Origin of the sequence: Streptomyces sp. LHD-70, assembly GCF_031157275.1 — a bacterium.
Lineage (GTDB): Bacteria > Actinomycetota > Actinomycetes > Streptomycetales > Streptomycetaceae > Streptomyces.
The window spans coordinates 391468-404192 of sequence record NZ_JAVIFW010000005.1 but is presented as its reverse complement, the minus strand read 5'-3'; the positions used below and the strand labels follow the sequence as shown (position 1 = coordinate 404192).

Genomic DNA, 12725 nt, shown 5'->3' with positions numbered 1-12725 from the left:
TTCAGGAGGAGAGCGGGGGCCGGACCGAACCGGCCCCCGATACTCAAATCAACTTTTAGGGCATGAATGAACGGCCATCAGCCCTTGACGACGAACCGCCCGGTCTTCTTGTCCTTCCAGGCCGGCGGGCACTGCTCGGACTTCTCGCGGGCCGGGCAGAACATCGCCTCCCAGGTCGCGCCCGTACGGTGCGTGCGCTGGCCGTGGACGCAGGTCGTGTCGCCCTCGGCAGCACCGCCTCCACCGTCACCGCCGGCCGCGACGACCCGGCCACCCTCGAAGCGCTTCGGGGCCGCCTTCGCGGCGCCGCCGGAGGCACCCTTGAACTGCCCTCGCGTGTACTCCGCGGCCTTGCTCGCCAGCTCGATGACGCCGTGCTCCTTGAGGGCGCCGATCAGGTCGACGGTGCGCTGTGCAACTTCATCGGCGGAGCCGCCGTAGACGGTCGGGGTGATCCATTCGGCGTCGAAGCCGGATGCGGCCTTGAAGGTGAGGCCGATCTTGAACGGGTTGGGGGCGGTGGAAACGGTGGCGGGGGCAGTGGTCACAGGCGACTCCTTGGGGGTCTCGGCGGTGGGGGCTTCGGTGGGCTCGTCCCACGGGGACACGTCGGCGAACGGGTCGTTGCTCATGCGCTTTCTCCTTCTCTTTCAGAGTACGCTCACGCGGTACTCAAATCAACTTTTTAGGCAGAGGTGAAGGTCACACGGGACATGCACCGGAGGCGCAGATCTCGTCGTACGAGGTGTCCGCGGTCTCGATCCCGAGCCGGGCGACCTCTGCTTCGTACTCCTCCTTTGTCAGGCGCTCGTACGGCGCCTGCGACCGGCTGAACTCCGGGAACAGGGTGGAGCCCTTCAGGTCCGGCATGAACTCCCGCAGAGCCAGCTCGACATCCTCGGTCGAGTACAGCTCCGGGTCGATCGACGCCGTGTACGACACCGCCTGGTCCGCCCAGCACTCCTGGTAGAGCTTCTGCACCGCGAGCATGTCGCGAAGCGAAAGCTGCCCCGCGTGCTGCACGTACGACGGGTCGAGCACCTGCTCCAGGAGCGGGTCCTTCGTCGGGATCTCCACGACCGCGGTATTCGCCGCGTAGATGCACGGCTCGACCTTGTACCCCTTGATCCGGTACTCCTCCACCTGCCGCACCTCGGACGGCTCGACCATCGAGAAGCGGATGCGGCGCAGGAAGTACGTCGCGAACGGAGCGTGGATGCCCTCACCGGAGGCGCCGGCCAGCTTGCTCGTGGTGCCGGTCGGGGCGATGACGCGCGTCTTGATCGGCCGCGGGATGCGCAGCTCGTTCGAGTACTCGTCGGCCGCCTGGTCGACGACACCGGCAAGGTTCTCCAGTGCGGCCCGGACAAGCCGGTCCTCGGGGGCCTCGGTGTAGAGGACGCCCTGCTTGGCCAGGAAGTCAGCGAACCCGAGGTGTCCGACGCCAATGCGGTGGTACCGGTTGATCGCCTTCTTGGAGCGGTTGTCGGCGACCGGCGCCATGGTGGCGCGGATCAGGTACCGGGTCATCAGGTAGTGGGCCTCGTGGAGGCCGTCCCAGTCGACGATCCCCGCAGTGCCCACGAACGCACCGAGGTTGACGTTCCCGAGGCAGCACGGCTCCCACGGGGTGAGCGTCGCCTCTCCGCACGGATTGACCGTGAACGTGCCGTCGACCTCTCCTTCGGCGGTCTTGGCCGAGTTCCAGAAGCCGGGCTCGCCCGTGGTGCGGGCGCCCTCGGCGATCTTGCGGAGGATGGGGTAGCTCGGGCTGTCGAGCTTGTTCAGCACCTCGAAGAAGTGGGCGTCCACCTCGACCGAGATGTTCGTCGTCCACATGGACTGCTCGGAGTCGGCCTTGCAGCCGAGGAACCAGTCGATGAGCGGGTCATCCCAGCGCATGATGCTCATGCGGGCCGAGCGGCGCACACCGCCCGAGACGATGCACTTGGCTATCTCGTGGTCGATGAACATGGCGTCCCGGCCGTTCAGCGGCCGACCCACAGCAGCGGACAGCACCTTGCCGGAGTTCACCAGCAGCTCGGCGAACGGCTGCGGGCCGCTCGCGGTGCCCCCGAAGGACTTCAGCGCAGCGCCCTTGTGGCGGACGCGGGATACGTCGTACACGCGAGCCGTGTGCTTCGTGGCCGGGTCGTGGGCAGTGGTGATCAGGTCGCCCAGTGCACCGGCCCAGCCCTCTCGCGAGTCCTCGACCGCATAGGCGCCGGCCCAGTCGTGGCCGTACGCGTCCGAGATCAGCCCTGCCGCCTTGAGCGCGGCGAAGTCGGGGTGGTTCGGGTCGCACACGATGTGCACCTCGACGGGGACACGCACGTCCGGGAAGTCAGCGAGGTAGCGGGCCGAGTAGTTCGAGCCGACCCCGCCGCCTTCGGCGAGGCGGAGCAGAACGAACGTGAAGTGCTTCTCCGGGCGGGTGGCGTCCCAGCCCGCGGCCCAGCAGTTGTTGAGGGCGTAGTCGGAGACGCCGGACGACTTCAGGTGGCGGCCGGCGGGCAGGAGCTTAAAGTCCTCCATCAGCTCGATGAGCCGGGCGCGCTCGTCGGCGCGGTGGTAGCGGGGCTCGACGAGGGCCAGGTTGCCGTCCACGACGCGGCGGACAGTTTCGGGCCAGGTCTCGTGCTCGCCGTTCGGCTTAATGCGGGAGTAGGTGCGCTCGTAGACGGTCTTGGCGGTGTCGGTGGGGAAGGTCATTCGGTCTCCGTGTCCTTGGCGAAGTCGGCTGCGTGCAGCATGGAAAGAAGTGCGGTGAGGTCTCGCGGTGCGAGGTTCATCTCGTGGGGGTCGCCGTTCTCGTCCCAGTAGCCGACGTAGGTCGACGAGTTGGGCTTGTGGTCGAAGACGACCTTGATCTGAACGGGCCGCTGGCCTGCGAAGGTTGGCGCGGGGCTGCGGTAGGTCTTGACGGTCTCGATCACGCGTCGGCCTTCCGGGTCCGGATGGTGCGGTTCATCTGCTGAGCGAGGGCGACGACGGCCCGCGAGAGGGCCATGCGGTCGCTCTGCTCGGAGACAGGCACTCCGTAGACGTGCCGCTTCATGAGGAGCTGCTGATACCGCTCAGGCAGCTTCTTGAGGGAGGCAGAGGCGTCGATACGCGCGGAAACGAGGTTGTCGGTCACGCGGGACGACAGGAGGTCGTCCTTCTTGCCGACCATCTGCCCCAGCTCCTCATCCGTGTAGAGGAAGGTGCGCAGGGCGGCCTTCGCCTCGTCGGGGGTGTAGTAGTACGTGTCGTCCTGGAGGTCGTAGTAGTTGCGTTCCTTGGACGCGTACTGGGTGCCTGCCTTGTTGAAGATCTTCCAGAGGAAGTCCTCGCTGGCGTAGTTGGCCTCGATCGCGGGCCGGTGCTCGTAGGCGTGCATCAGGATTTCCTGCTTCACATCGTCCTTTTCGACGATGGCCCACTTCTGCGAGATGTTGTAAGCGACCTTGTCGGCGAGGTCAGAGAGGTATGCCCAATCCAGCTCGACAGTCTCGGAGTTAGGCACTGTACTTCTCCCCGTTCACAATGAATGCAGCGTTGTTGATCATTACGAGTTCCGGGAACACCTTGGTCCCGCTGACGCGGACGATTCCGAATGCCTGCTGCCAGTTACCTGCGCCGTGCTTCAGGTAGTTGGCCTGCTTCATGTCCATGAGGTTTCCGATTTCGAGACCGGTCAGGGTCTCGACGCGACCCTTGTAGCCGCGGGACTCGGAGATGACTCCGGCCCGGTGGGTGTGGCCGCAGACGACGGACTTGCCGATCTTGCGGGCCGCGCCCATCGCGGTGCCTCCGGCGTAGCGGCTGAGGCTGAAGCCGAGGTGGCCGTGGGTGGCTGTCCAGCCGGGGGCGAAGTCGTAGAAGTCCTCGTGGAAGTCGATGCCGTACTCGTCCAGGCGCAGGAGCTTGTCCTCGGTGAACGGGTTCGGATGCTCGTCGTCCAGGAGGGCCGGGTTGTTCTTGGCGAAGTACTGTCCGGGCCGGAGGCCGTGGTTGGAGCCGAGGAGGCTGGAGGGGCCGTCATATTCGGCTCGGAGGGCTTCGCAGTAGTAGCGGCGGGTGTAGGCGGCATCCTTGAGTGCTCCGCCTTCGAACTCGGACTTCGTGCCCTTGGTCCAGCGGCTCGGCTGGGGGTAGTCGGTCACGTCGCCGATGTTCACGACTTCGTCGGGCTGGGTGTCGCCAATGAAGTTGAGGACGGCCCGCCATGCCTTCCGGTCGTGGTAGGGCATCTGGAGGTCACTGACGAATACGAAGGTCTTCACTTAGACGACTCCTTGAGACGCTGGATCTCGATTTCGATGTACTGGCGGGCCTTTTCCAGGTCCTGGATCGCGTCGTCCTTGAGTCCTGCGCGCCAGAGGTACTTGATGGCCGAGCCGAGGGTGAAGCTCATGTGCTTCGTGATCTCGATGCACTCGATGCCGCTGGGGTGGCTGGTGTAGTGCGAAGGGTGCTTCACAACATCAGGAGTACTCAAATCAACCTTTTGGGCAGAGTTGAAGGCGGACTTCATGACCTTCTGCGCCTCCTGGGTGTCGACGCCGTACGCCGGTCCCGCGGCCTCGGCGAGGAGGCGCCGGCCGGGGTTCTGCTCGGGGGCCTCCGGCGCCAGGAGGCGCAGCTCGTCTCCGGCGAAGCAGAGTTCGCCGACGTTGGCGAACTTGACCTCGTAGGGGTAGATGGCGCCCTCGTAGACGTTCACGACGGTGCCGATGCGCTCGCCGTAGAGCCAGGTGGCCATCTGGCCGTTGATGGTCCTCACCTGGACCGTGTCGCCGGTCTTGTACTCAGCCATTGAGACCCAACTTCCCGCGAAACGCTTCATAGCCGTACTGCTGAATGAATTGATTGGTGTCGTAGCCGTCGCCCAGGTCGATGCCCTTGGCGTTCGGCAGGCGCTCGCACATCTTGTGCGTGAACTTGCGGCCCGCTTCGTCGCCGTCGCCGAGGACGAAGACGGTCTCGAATCCGGCGAAGGCCGGGTCGAAGTGGTCGCGCCAGGAGGAGACTCCGGGCAGTCCCACCGCCGGAACACCTGCCGCTTCGGCGGCCATGGCGTCGAACTCCCCTTCACAGAGGGCGACATAGGGCAGGTGGGTCAGGAGTGCTTGCGTGTTGAAGAGCTGCGGGCTGTGCCCTGGAAGGCTGAGGTACTTGGCTCCCGCTAGCGAGTCCTCGAACTCGTCGAGGTCCGCGGCCCCCGCGGTGACAAGGCTGTCGACCCTGCGGAAGCGGAGCGTGGCCACGGCGTGCTGTCCGCCTGCCGGCCGGAGGTACGGGATCGCGATGTGGTCGCGGTACCGCTCATGTCCGACCACCGGTTCCGAAACGAAGCCGAGTCCGAACTTCCCCGCCAGCGCTCCCAAACCGCGGGAGACGATCAGCTCCTCGGCGGGGCTTGCTTCGTATTGCGTGCTGTACTGCTTGGCTGCCGATATCAAACCGGCCTTCTGCGAAGCGCTGAGCTTCGACAAACCCGAGTCCTTCCTCGCGCTGGATGACGTCGATGGAGTCGAGGGACAGGTCACAGGCGAAGCAGTTCACCCGGTCCCTCTCGAAGTTGATGGATGCCGATGGCCTGTCCTCCACGTGGAAGGGGCACAGGCACTTGACCCACCCGGCCCGCTTGGCGGGCGCGGTCCACTCGGGGAAGTAGTGGGTCAGGACGGAGACGATGGACGGCTTGGTAGCCGGGTCGCCCACGGGAGACCTCACTTCGAATTGGCGGTACTCGAATCAACTTTTCGGACATGAACAGGGAAGTCGTAGCGGCGGTAGGCGCTCTCCAGGTAGCGCCGGTTGCCCAGCCACTCGCGGTAGCTCGACAGGGCTTGGGTGGTCCGCTCTTCGCTCATGAGTCCTTGCCTTGGTAGTAGCGCAGGCCCAAGTGGTGCTGCGCTGGGGGGTTTTCGAGGTAGTGGGCCGCGGCCCGAAGGACTTCGGGGCGGTCTCTGGCCGCGGTGAGGAGTCGGCCGTTGCACATCCGGCAGAGCAGGCCGCGCACGAGGTTGGTCTTGTGGCAGTGGTCGACGGACAGTCGTTGTTTCCGGGTGCCGCCGCAGATGGCGCACTTGCCGCCTTGGAGGCGGAACAGCTCGTCGTATTCGCCGGGGCCGAGTCCGTAGGTGGACTGGACCCTGGCCGAGTGGCTGGCCTTGCTGCGGGTTTTCCTCCGGCAGGAGGCGCAGACCCGGCCGCGGGAGGAGGTGAAGAACTTCTCCGCACGGTTGCGTTCGCACTTCGCGCAGGTCCGGAATCCCTTCCTGGGCTGGGTCATCCCTTGCCCTTCACCGCCTTGCGGACGCGGGCGTCCTCGACCACGTCGTCCAGGGTTCGGGCGAGGGCGGCGATGTCCGCTGCGTCGACCAGCTCGACCCACCGCTTGCCGTTCTTGCGGGGGTAGACGGTGACGGCCTTGCCCTTGTGGCCGCGGAGGTCGCGGGAGAGGCGGCGGAAGGAGATGGTCCGGCCGGGCGCGAACTCGATGATGGGAGTGGCGGCCTGGTCGAGCTTCTTGAGGGTCTTGGCGTTCAACTCGGGGAACTGCTCGGCAAGAAGGTCGGTGATCTCGATGGAGTAGTTGTAGCCGGGTCGGTTGATGGAGGTGGAGGTCATTTCCTCTTGCCCTTCTAGTTCTAGTTTACGTGAGTGCGGTACTCAAATCAACTTTTGAGGCGTGACTTAGAACACGACTTCTTCCTCAACGTCCTCCAGGCGGATATTGGACGTGTTGAAGTCGAAGCTGGCGAAGGTCTCGCCACTGCTGTCCTCGAACCCTTCACGGTTCTTCACCGGGGACACGTTGAGCGTGCGGCTGTCCATGCCGTCAATCTCCTTGTGGATGGTGAGAATCAGGGACGGAACGCGGGAGATCTTGCCCTTGAGGCCGGACTGCGGAATGGGCTTGAGTCCGTCCGAGTAGTCGCCGATGACGTGATGCATCGCCATGACGTGCGCGTGGGTCTCGCGTGCCATTTCGTTGAGGTAGTCACAGAGCCCTTCGAGGCCGAAGGTGAACTCCTCGGCGGTGCCGTTGCCCCCGGCGTCCACGTTGGTGATGTTGTCGATCACCACGAGGTGCGGGTAGATCCCGAACACCGCCTCGTAGGCGTTGAGGTGCAGCTCCAGCTCGGCCGGGGTGGGCCGGGCGCTGTAGTTGAACCGCTGCCACCAGCGCTTGGCGAGGACTTCCTCGTACTCGTCGAACTGGTCCGCGTGGAGCTGAGACTTGATGCGCTTGGCGTCGTGGCCGGTGATGATCGCGGTGGCCCTGCTGAGCTGCGTGGCGGCCGTCGAGTCGGCGCTGAAGTACAGCGTGGGGACGTTGGACTGGATGGCCAGGTTGATGGCGAGGACGGACTTGCCGGTGCCGCCGGCCGCGGCGACCACGGACAGCTCTCCGCGGCGGAACTCAGCTTCGAGCTTGGTCAGCCCCTTGAAGGGGGAGGGCAGCGGCTCACCGGCCGCGCCCTTCATCCTCACGCTCTGACTCAGGGAGTACATGTACTCAAATCAACTTTCAGGTCTAAGAACAAGCCCGCCGCTGCGGGCCCCTGCTTACGTTGTCGACTCTACCGCCTGGCGGTACTCAAATCAACTTATTGCCTAAATGAACAGGCATGACTCACGTCACAGAACCGGCAGTCGTAGCCAGGGTTCGCCGGGAAGTCGCCACGCTTCACGCCCGCATCCATGGCCGCGAACCGTTCGGCCACGTCCTCTTCGCGAACCTCATCGAGCTTCACCGGCCGCGACAGCCGGCCTTCCTTCGCCAGGTACCAGTCCGCCTTGTTGACCTCGACGCCGTACAGCTTGCGCACCGCGACGCCGTACGTCTGGAGCTGGAACTTCGACTTCGTTGAGCCGGTCTTCCAGTCCCGCGGGCGCACCGCGTCTTCGTCGTCAACGAGCTGGTCGATGTACCCGCGGACCTTCACGCCGCCCAGCTCGACCATGAAGTACAGCTCCAGGCCGGGCGTACCGTCCGGCGTCCTCCATGTCGTGGTGGGGTGCTGCTCGGCCCAGGTGGTGACGTAGTGACTCACCTGGTTCTGACCGAGGACGTAGCGGCGTTCGATGTCCTCGCCGCCCGTGTAGCCCGCGGCCAGCCACCTGTCCGTGTCGGCCTCCTTCTCCAGGGCCTTATTGATGAGGGCGCTGTAGCGGTCGGAGAAGAGCTGTAGCGCCTCGTCCTCCCCCATGGTCCGGCCGGACAGTTCGAACGCTTCTGCGACGGCATGGAAGGCCGTGCCGTGGTGGCTCCAGGCGGCCGGCCTGGGGATCACTCGCTCTACGCGCTGGAGATAGAAGCGCCAGGCGCACTTCTCGTACTGCTCGGTCTGGCTGACGCTGCGGGGCTGGGTCTCGATGCTCATACAAGGGCCTCCGGGTGGACGATCAGGTACGTGATGCGGCTGCTGCCGGGGAAGCTCGGGTGCGGCCGGGAAGCGGACACCAGTTCGACTACGGCTTCCCGCCATCGAGCCAGGCCGCGGGCCTCGAAGGCTTGGTCGATCTCATACAGGCACTCCTCGGTCGTGAGGTCGGTGAATACAACGTCGAAGTAGAAGCCAGCGTCCTTGGTGAGGATTAGCGAAAGACTGGCTCCGATGGTCATTAGAAGGTCTTGCGGCGGTGACGCAAAGGTGCAGGCTTCAACTACCTTGGCCAGCTCGCGGATCTTTTCGATCCGGCGGGCAGGAATAACCGAAGGCAGAAGCGTTATTGCCATTCTTGCTTTCTTCCATTTCTCGCGAAGTTCGCCTTGCAACGCGCCGCCCGGTGGATCGGTACTCAAATCAACCGGACGCTTCTCAGTAGTACAGGAGCCCTAGGGCAAAAGCAAACCCCCCGGCAGGCGACCGGGGGGCTCCAGGCGGGACGTTGGTCCTGGGGTGACAGGGACCTTGGTCCTACCGCGAACAAATCATTCACTGATCAGCTCTCGGAGCCCCCATCACCCTGACCCTGCTCAGGCTGGGGAAGCTCCAGGGCTGCGCGGAACTCCTCACTGGGCAGCTCGGCACTGTCGGGCCAGCGCATGACGCGGCGCCCGTCCTCCGGCTGGCGCTCGCGGAAGACGTAGCCGTCCACGCTGTCGCGGTCGTAGTCGAGGATTACGTTGTCGCGCTCAAGTCGCTTGAGGAGCTGGTTCATGTGCTTCGTCTGCGTCGCACTGAGCTGGTCGCCGAGCTGCTGGCGGAGGTAGTACTTCAGGCCCTGGATGGGTCGCTTGTTGTGGTGGCTCGTGGTGCCGGCCTCCGACTTCAGGTCCCAGGCGCGGTTGATCCCCTCGGTCACACGGGTGGCGATCGGCTTCCTGCGCAGCCCCATGGCGACCATGCGCTTGTTCACTGCCGCGACGGTCACGTCATACTCTTCGGCGATCTCGGAGTCCGTCTGCCCGAGCTGGAACAGCTTTCTCAGGACACCGTCTGTGGGCAGCTTCGCCATGGTTGCCTTCCCTCCCTGTGATCAATGCAACTTGTTGTTGGTTCGTGATCATACTACCTGAGTAGGACTCAGATCAACTCTGAGTCGCACAACCCATCCCCATGGTCGTACATGAGGGGCCAGTACTCCACTCAACCTGTGATCCAGGTCTCAGTTTCTTAGTCGGCCGTTATCTGGCCGACCGGTAACACCTACATACTTAGTGAGACCGAGCGAAGCGAGGTCGAACGAAAGTCTTTCAACTAGCAACTTAAGTATTGGTTAATAAATCCTCAGAAGATCCTTCAAAGGATCTCTCAGTTTCCTCTCTGTTGATCTCCAAGGTCGAGTGCTCTCCCTTGTAGAGGCCCAGGGAGGACGAGGCCCCGGCCGCCAGACAAGTAACCGGCCGGGGCCTCACTCACTCAGTTCGCTCCGGTTGATCCCCGGAGCGGGTGAAGGCGGGGTCGCTACCCGCTGGAGTCGCGGTGTGCGGAGTGCACTCCCCCGTTCAGGGGGCAGAGCGGGTTCGAATCCCGCCGACTCACCACGTCACGGAGGGAGGCCACGATGCCCCGAGCCAAGTCGATCTGCATGTCAGTGGGCTGCACCTCTGTGACCGTTCGCTCTGGTCGCTGTGAGGAACATGCCCCTCCCAAGAGGGGCTGGAAGACCTCCGCCAGGAACAAGAACCGGCCCGGCGACTTCCACAAGCGGCGAGCCGCGGTGCTCGCCCGCGACCGCTTCACCTGCCAGCGCTGCGGCTCGAAGACCGAGCTGGAGGTTGACCACCTGGTCCCCATCGCCAAGGGCGGGACCTGGGAACTGTCGAACCTGTGGGTCCTGTGCCGTGGCTGCCACAGGCAGAAGACGTACTACGAGGACCGATAGCGGCCCCGGCGGTACTCCGTCCCCGAAGGGGGGCACCGGGGCCTCGCCGTCACACGCCATATCGGTTCGGGCTGCTCGCGACCCTACCCGGCCCACAACGGGCCGGTCTTCCAATCATTCATTCACTCAGCCCCTCTGGAGGTTCCCCGTGCCCGACTGCGACGGCCTGTGCAACGACTGCACGTGTGCCTTTCCCCCGGCGAAGGTCGCCTCGCGGCCCAGCAAGGCCGCGGAGAAGCGCTCATGGCAGCAAGACGCACTGGTCGAGATGCAGGAACTCGGGGAGCTGTATGGGGTCCAGACCAGCCTTCTGACGAGGTGGTGACGATGCCAGCTCGACGCGGGCCGGCACCGAGCCCGAACTCTCGACGGCGCAATACCGACCACGCTCTCGGTGAGCATTCCCTGAGCCTCGCCTCCGGCGAGAGCCGGGCTCTTCCAAAGGCCCTGGCCATTTCCACTGGTGGCGCCAAGCGCTTCTGGAAGACATGGGCATCAGCCCCTCAAACCGAGCACTGGCTAGAGACTGACTGGGCCGAGCTGGAACTCACCACGAAGCTCGTCGATGCCTTTTATCAGGGTGACGTGAAGCTGGCCGGAGAAATCCGGCAGCGCGTTGGTAAGTGGGGCGCAACCACGGAGGACCGAGCACGCCTCCGAATGAACTTTGACCAGCAGGCCGAGGAAGAGGCCCAAAAGGCCGCTCAGGAGGCCAGCACTTCGAGCATGGACGAGGAGCTGTTCAAGATGCTTTCCGAGTCGTAGAAAGGTGGTGAGGGATGCCGATTACGGGAAACGTGCCTTCCGGCGTCCCCCACCCCACTCGGAGTCTCGGTTACGGCATTATCCGTTGGGCTCAGAAGTACATCGTGCAGCCTGACGGCGAGAACGCCGGACAGCCGTGGCGATTCACCGCCGAGCAGTTGCGCTTCGTGCTGTGGATGTACGCCATCGACGACAAGGGAAAGTGGCTCTATCGCTCCGCGGCTCTTCGCCGCGCAAAGGGCTGGGGCAAGACGCCGTTGTTGGCCACGTTGGCGATTGTGGAATTCATCGGCCCCTCTCGGTTCTCGCACTTCGACGAGAACGGGATGCCGGTCGGTAAGAGGGTTCCTCTCCCGCTCGTCCAGATCGCAGCGACCTCGCTCGACCAGACGGCGAACACCCGCGACATGATCCGCGGCATGTTGGCCGAGTCTCCGGCCGAGAAGGAATTCAACCTCGACATCGGCAAGGGCATCATCCAGTTCAAGGATGGGCGGCCCGGCCGCATCGAGCCCGTCACGTCCTCCTCCCGAGGGCTTGAGGGGGCGAGGCCAACCTTTGGCCGGCCCCGGTGGGATCTCTCCTGCCGGGGCCGGGCCATGCCCACTTTGTTGTTTGTGACGAGGTGCACCACTGGATCGAGTCGAACCAGGGCGTCTACGTCTGGGAAACCCTCGACCGCAACGTGCAGAAGACGGCCGGCGCAGGCTCCCGGCTGATCGAGACCACCAACGCCTTCAACCCCAACGAGAACTCGATTGCTCAGCGGACCTTCGAGGCCGCGATGGAGCTGGGGGCCAAGGGCATCCTCTACGACTGCCGCGAGGCAGAGAGGGACATCGACCTCAAGGACGAGGACGCGGTCCGAGCCGGTGTCATCGACGCCTACGGCGACTCCCACTGGGTCGACGTGGACGGCATCGTTGCCGCGATCATGGACCCGCGTACCGCCCCCGCGGTCGCGTACCGCTTCTACTTGAACAACATCCAGGAGAACGCGGACGGTTGGCTGATCAAGGCCGAGTGGGACGCCTGTCTCGCCGAGGACGATCCGATCCAGCCCGGTGACCAAATATCCATCGGCTTCGACGGCTCCCTCCGCGGAGATGCCACGGGGCTGGTCGGTTGCCGTCTCCGGGACGGCAAGCTGTTCCTCCTGGGCCTGTGGGAGAACCCCCGCGACCTGAAGCAGCCCGACTGGGAAGTTGACGTTCTCGCTGTCGAGGCCGCGGTGAAGCGGGCCTTCGAGATGTACAAGGTCGAGTGGTTCTACGGAGACCCGCCGTACTGGCAGGAAGCCATTGGCCGTTGGGCCATCACGTACGGCGACGACTACGTCTTCGAGTACTGGACCAACAAGCCCATGCGGATGTGCGAGGCCACCGAGCGCCTGCACTCCGCCGTCGCGGTCGGCGACGTGAAGCACGACGGCAACCCGGACATCACCCGGCACTGCCTTAACGCAGTGACCAGGGAGGTCCCCCAGGGCCTCCTCATTTGCAAGGACTCCCCCCGGTCGAAACGAAAGATCGACCTGGCCGTGTGCGCGATCTTGGCCTTCGAGGCCCGCGCCGATGCGATTGCTGACGGACGAATGCAGATCAAGCGAAGGCGAGTTGTCGGGTTCTGAG

18 protein-coding genes, 1 tRNA gene and 1 pseudogene are annotated in these 12725 nt (G+C 64.5%); 5 read left to right on the top strand and 15 right to left on the bottom strand.

Annotated elements, in window-relative coordinates; all coding sequences use genetic code 11:
• Positions 1 to 77: 77 nt before the first annotated feature.
• The 15 genes and pseudogenes from RCO28_RS12675 to RCO28_RS12610 form a co-directional block, all read right to left on the bottom strand.
• Positions 78 to 632, bottom strand: a complete 555-nt coding sequence (locus RCO28_RS12675) for a hypothetical protein (protein ID WP_308941154.1) — start codon at positions 630 to 632, stop codon at positions 78 to 80.
• Between the two features lie 70 nt (positions 633 to 702).
• Positions 703 to 2712, bottom strand: a complete 2010-nt coding sequence (nrdJ, locus tag RCO28_RS12670) for a ribonucleoside-triphosphate reductase, adenosylcobalamin-dependent (protein ID WP_308941153.1) — start codon at positions 2710 to 2712, stop codon at positions 703 to 705.
• Positions 2709 to 2936: a hypothetical protein gene (locus tag RCO28_RS12665; RefSeq protein WP_308941152.1), complete on the bottom strand. Its 228-nt coding sequence runs from the start codon at positions 2934 to 2936 to the stop codon at positions 2709 to 2711. Before RCO28_RS12665 ends, nrdJ begins: the two co-directional genes overlap by 4 nt.
• Complete coding sequence (locus RCO28_RS12660) at positions 2933 to 3508, bottom strand: hypothetical protein (protein WP_308941151.1); 576 nt, start codon at positions 3506 to 3508, stop codon at positions 2933 to 2935. The genes RCO28_RS12665 and RCO28_RS12660 overlap by 4 nt, the downstream gene beginning before the upstream one ends.
• Positions 3501 to 4268 carry a metallophosphoesterase gene (locus tag RCO28_RS12655; RefSeq protein WP_308941150.1) on the bottom strand — a complete coding sequence of 256 codons (768 nt, stop codon included), beginning with the start codon at positions 4266 to 4268 and terminating at the stop codon, positions 3501 to 3503. The genes RCO28_RS12660 and RCO28_RS12655 overlap by 8 nt, the downstream gene beginning before the upstream one ends.
• Positions 4265 to 4801, bottom strand: coding sequence for a DUF3310 domain-containing protein (locus tag RCO28_RS12650; protein WP_308941149.1), 537 nt, complete (start codon positions 4799 to 4801; stop codon positions 4265 to 4267). Before RCO28_RS12650 ends, RCO28_RS12655 begins: the two co-directional genes overlap by 4 nt.
• Positions 4794 to 5480, bottom strand: a complete 687-nt coding sequence (locus RCO28_RS12645) for a toprim domain-containing protein (protein WP_308941148.1) — start codon at positions 5478 to 5480, stop codon at positions 4794 to 4796. The genes RCO28_RS12650 and RCO28_RS12645 overlap by 8 nt, the downstream gene beginning before the upstream one ends.
• Before the next feature lie 19 nt (positions 5481 to 5499).
• Positions 5500 to 5595: pseudogene (locus RCO28_RS39330) on the bottom strand (hypothetical protein); the annotation flags it as partial.
• Positions 5596 to 5717: 122 nt separating this feature from the next.
• Positions 5718 to 5861: a hypothetical protein gene (locus RCO28_RS12640; RefSeq protein ID WP_308941147.1), complete on the bottom strand. Its 144-nt coding sequence runs from the start codon at positions 5859 to 5861 to the stop codon at positions 5718 to 5720.
• Positions 5858 to 6283, bottom strand: a complete 426-nt coding sequence (locus tag RCO28_RS12635; protein ID WP_308941146.1) for an endonuclease VII domain-containing protein — start codon at positions 6281 to 6283, stop codon at positions 5858 to 5860. The genes RCO28_RS12640 and RCO28_RS12635 overlap by 4 nt, the downstream gene beginning before the upstream one ends.
• On the bottom strand, positions 6280 to 6621 hold the full coding sequence (locus tag RCO28_RS12630) for a hypothetical protein (RefSeq protein WP_308941145.1): 342 nt from the start codon (positions 6619 to 6621) through the stop codon (positions 6280 to 6282). The genes RCO28_RS12635 and RCO28_RS12630 overlap by 4 nt, the downstream gene beginning before the upstream one ends.
• A 66-nt stretch (positions 6622 to 6687) precedes the next feature.
• On the bottom strand, positions 6688 to 7509 hold the full coding sequence (locus RCO28_RS12625; protein WP_308941144.1) for an AAA family ATPase: 822 nt from the start codon (positions 7507 to 7509) through the stop codon (positions 6688 to 6690).
• A gap of 95 nt (positions 7510 to 7604) precedes the next feature.
• Complete coding sequence (locus tag RCO28_RS12620) at positions 7605 to 8381, bottom strand: PD-(D/E)XK nuclease family protein (protein ID WP_308941143.1); 777 nt, start codon at positions 8379 to 8381, stop codon at positions 7605 to 7607.
• Positions 8378 to 8803 (bottom strand): hypothetical protein, encoded by a 426-nt coding sequence (locus RCO28_RS12615; RefSeq protein WP_308941142.1) that lies wholly within the window; start codon positions 8801 to 8803, stop codon positions 8378 to 8380. The genes RCO28_RS12620 and RCO28_RS12615 overlap by 4 nt, the downstream gene beginning before the upstream one ends.
• Before the next feature lie 140 nt (positions 8804 to 8943).
• The gene (locus RCO28_RS12610) at positions 8944 to 9459 is read right to left on the bottom strand and encodes a hypothetical protein (RefSeq protein ID WP_308941141.1); all 516 of its coding nucleotides are present in this window, start codon (positions 9457 to 9459) and stop codon (positions 8944 to 8946) included.
• A 459-nt stretch (positions 9460 to 9918) separates the two neighbouring features.
• Between RCO28_RS12610 and RCO28_RS12605 the strand changes: the two genes are divergently transcribed.
• The 5 genes from RCO28_RS12605 to RCO28_RS12585 all read left to right on the top strand — a co-directional run bounded on the left by RCO28_RS12605 (position 9919) and on the right by RCO28_RS12585 (position 12724).
• Positions 9919 to 9988 (top strand) — tRNA-Asn (locus RCO28_RS12605).
• A gap of 20 nt (positions 9989 to 10008) precedes the next feature.
• The gene (locus RCO28_RS12600) at positions 10009 to 10329 is read left to right on the top strand and encodes an HNH endonuclease (RefSeq protein ID WP_308941140.1); all 321 of its coding nucleotides are present in this window, start codon (positions 10009 to 10011) and stop codon (positions 10327 to 10329) included.
• 327 nt (positions 10330 to 10656) lie between these two features.
• A complete protein-coding gene (locus RCO28_RS12595) occupies positions 10657 to 11094 on the top strand; it encodes a hypothetical protein (RefSeq protein ID WP_308941139.1) in 438 nt (145 codons plus the stop codon).
• Positions 11095 to 11198: 104 nt separating this feature from the next.
• Positions 11199 to 11813, top strand: coding sequence for a hypothetical protein (locus tag RCO28_RS12590; RefSeq protein WP_308941138.1), 615 nt, complete (start codon positions 11199 to 11201; stop codon positions 11811 to 11813).
• Positions 11720 to 12724, top strand: coding sequence for a hypothetical protein (locus tag RCO28_RS12585; RefSeq protein WP_308941137.1), 1005 nt, complete (start codon positions 11720 to 11722; stop codon positions 12722 to 12724). Before RCO28_RS12590 ends, RCO28_RS12585 begins: the two co-directional genes overlap by 94 nt.
• Position 12725: the final 1 nt, after the last annotated feature.

What these genes read in the sequence shown, in the direction of transcription:
- RCO28_RS12625 (WP_308941144.1), bottom strand. Translation starts at nt 7,509, where the DNA reads ATGTACTCCCTGAGTCAGAGCGTGAGGATGAAGGGCGCGGCCGGTGAG.
- RCO28_RS12635 (WP_308941146.1), bottom strand. Translation starts at nt 6,283, where the DNA reads ATGACCCAGCCCAGGAAGGGATTCCGGACCTGCGCGAAGTGCGAACGC.
- nrdJ (WP_308941153.1), bottom strand. Translation starts at nt 2,712, where the DNA reads ATGACCTTCCCCACCGACACCGCCAAGACCGTCTACGAGCGCACCTAC.
- RCO28_RS12630 (WP_308941145.1), bottom strand. Translation starts at nt 6,621, where the DNA reads ATGACCTCCACCTCCATCAACCGACCCGGCTACAACTACTCCATCGAG.
- RCO28_RS12610 (WP_308941141.1), bottom strand. Translation starts at nt 9,459, where the DNA reads ATGGCGAAGCTGCCCACAGACGGTGTCCTGAGAAAGCTGTTCCAGCTC.
- RCO28_RS12595 (WP_308941139.1), top strand. Translation starts at nt 10,657, where the DNA reads ATGCCAGCTCGACGCGGGCCGGCACCGAGCCCGAACTCTCGACGGCGC.
- RCO28_RS12620 (WP_308941143.1), bottom strand. Translation starts at nt 8,381, where the DNA reads ATGAGCATCGAGACCCAGCCCCGCAGCGTCAGCCAGACCGAGCAGTAC.
- RCO28_RS12650 (WP_308941149.1), bottom strand. Translation starts at nt 4,801, where the DNA reads ATGGCTGAGTACAAGACCGGCGACACGGTCCAGGTGAGGACCATCAAC.
- RCO28_RS12600 (WP_308941140.1), top strand. Translation starts at nt 10,009, where the DNA reads ATGCCCCGAGCCAAGTCGATCTGCATGTCAGTGGGCTGCACCTCTGTG.
- RCO28_RS12640 (WP_308941147.1), bottom strand. Translation starts at nt 5,861, where the DNA reads ATGAGCGAAGAGCGGACCACCCAAGCCCTGTCGAGCTACCGCGAGTGG.
- RCO28_RS12675 (WP_308941154.1), bottom strand. Translation starts at nt 632, where the DNA reads ATGAGCAACGACCCGTTCGCCGACGTGTCCCCGTGGGACGAGCCCACC.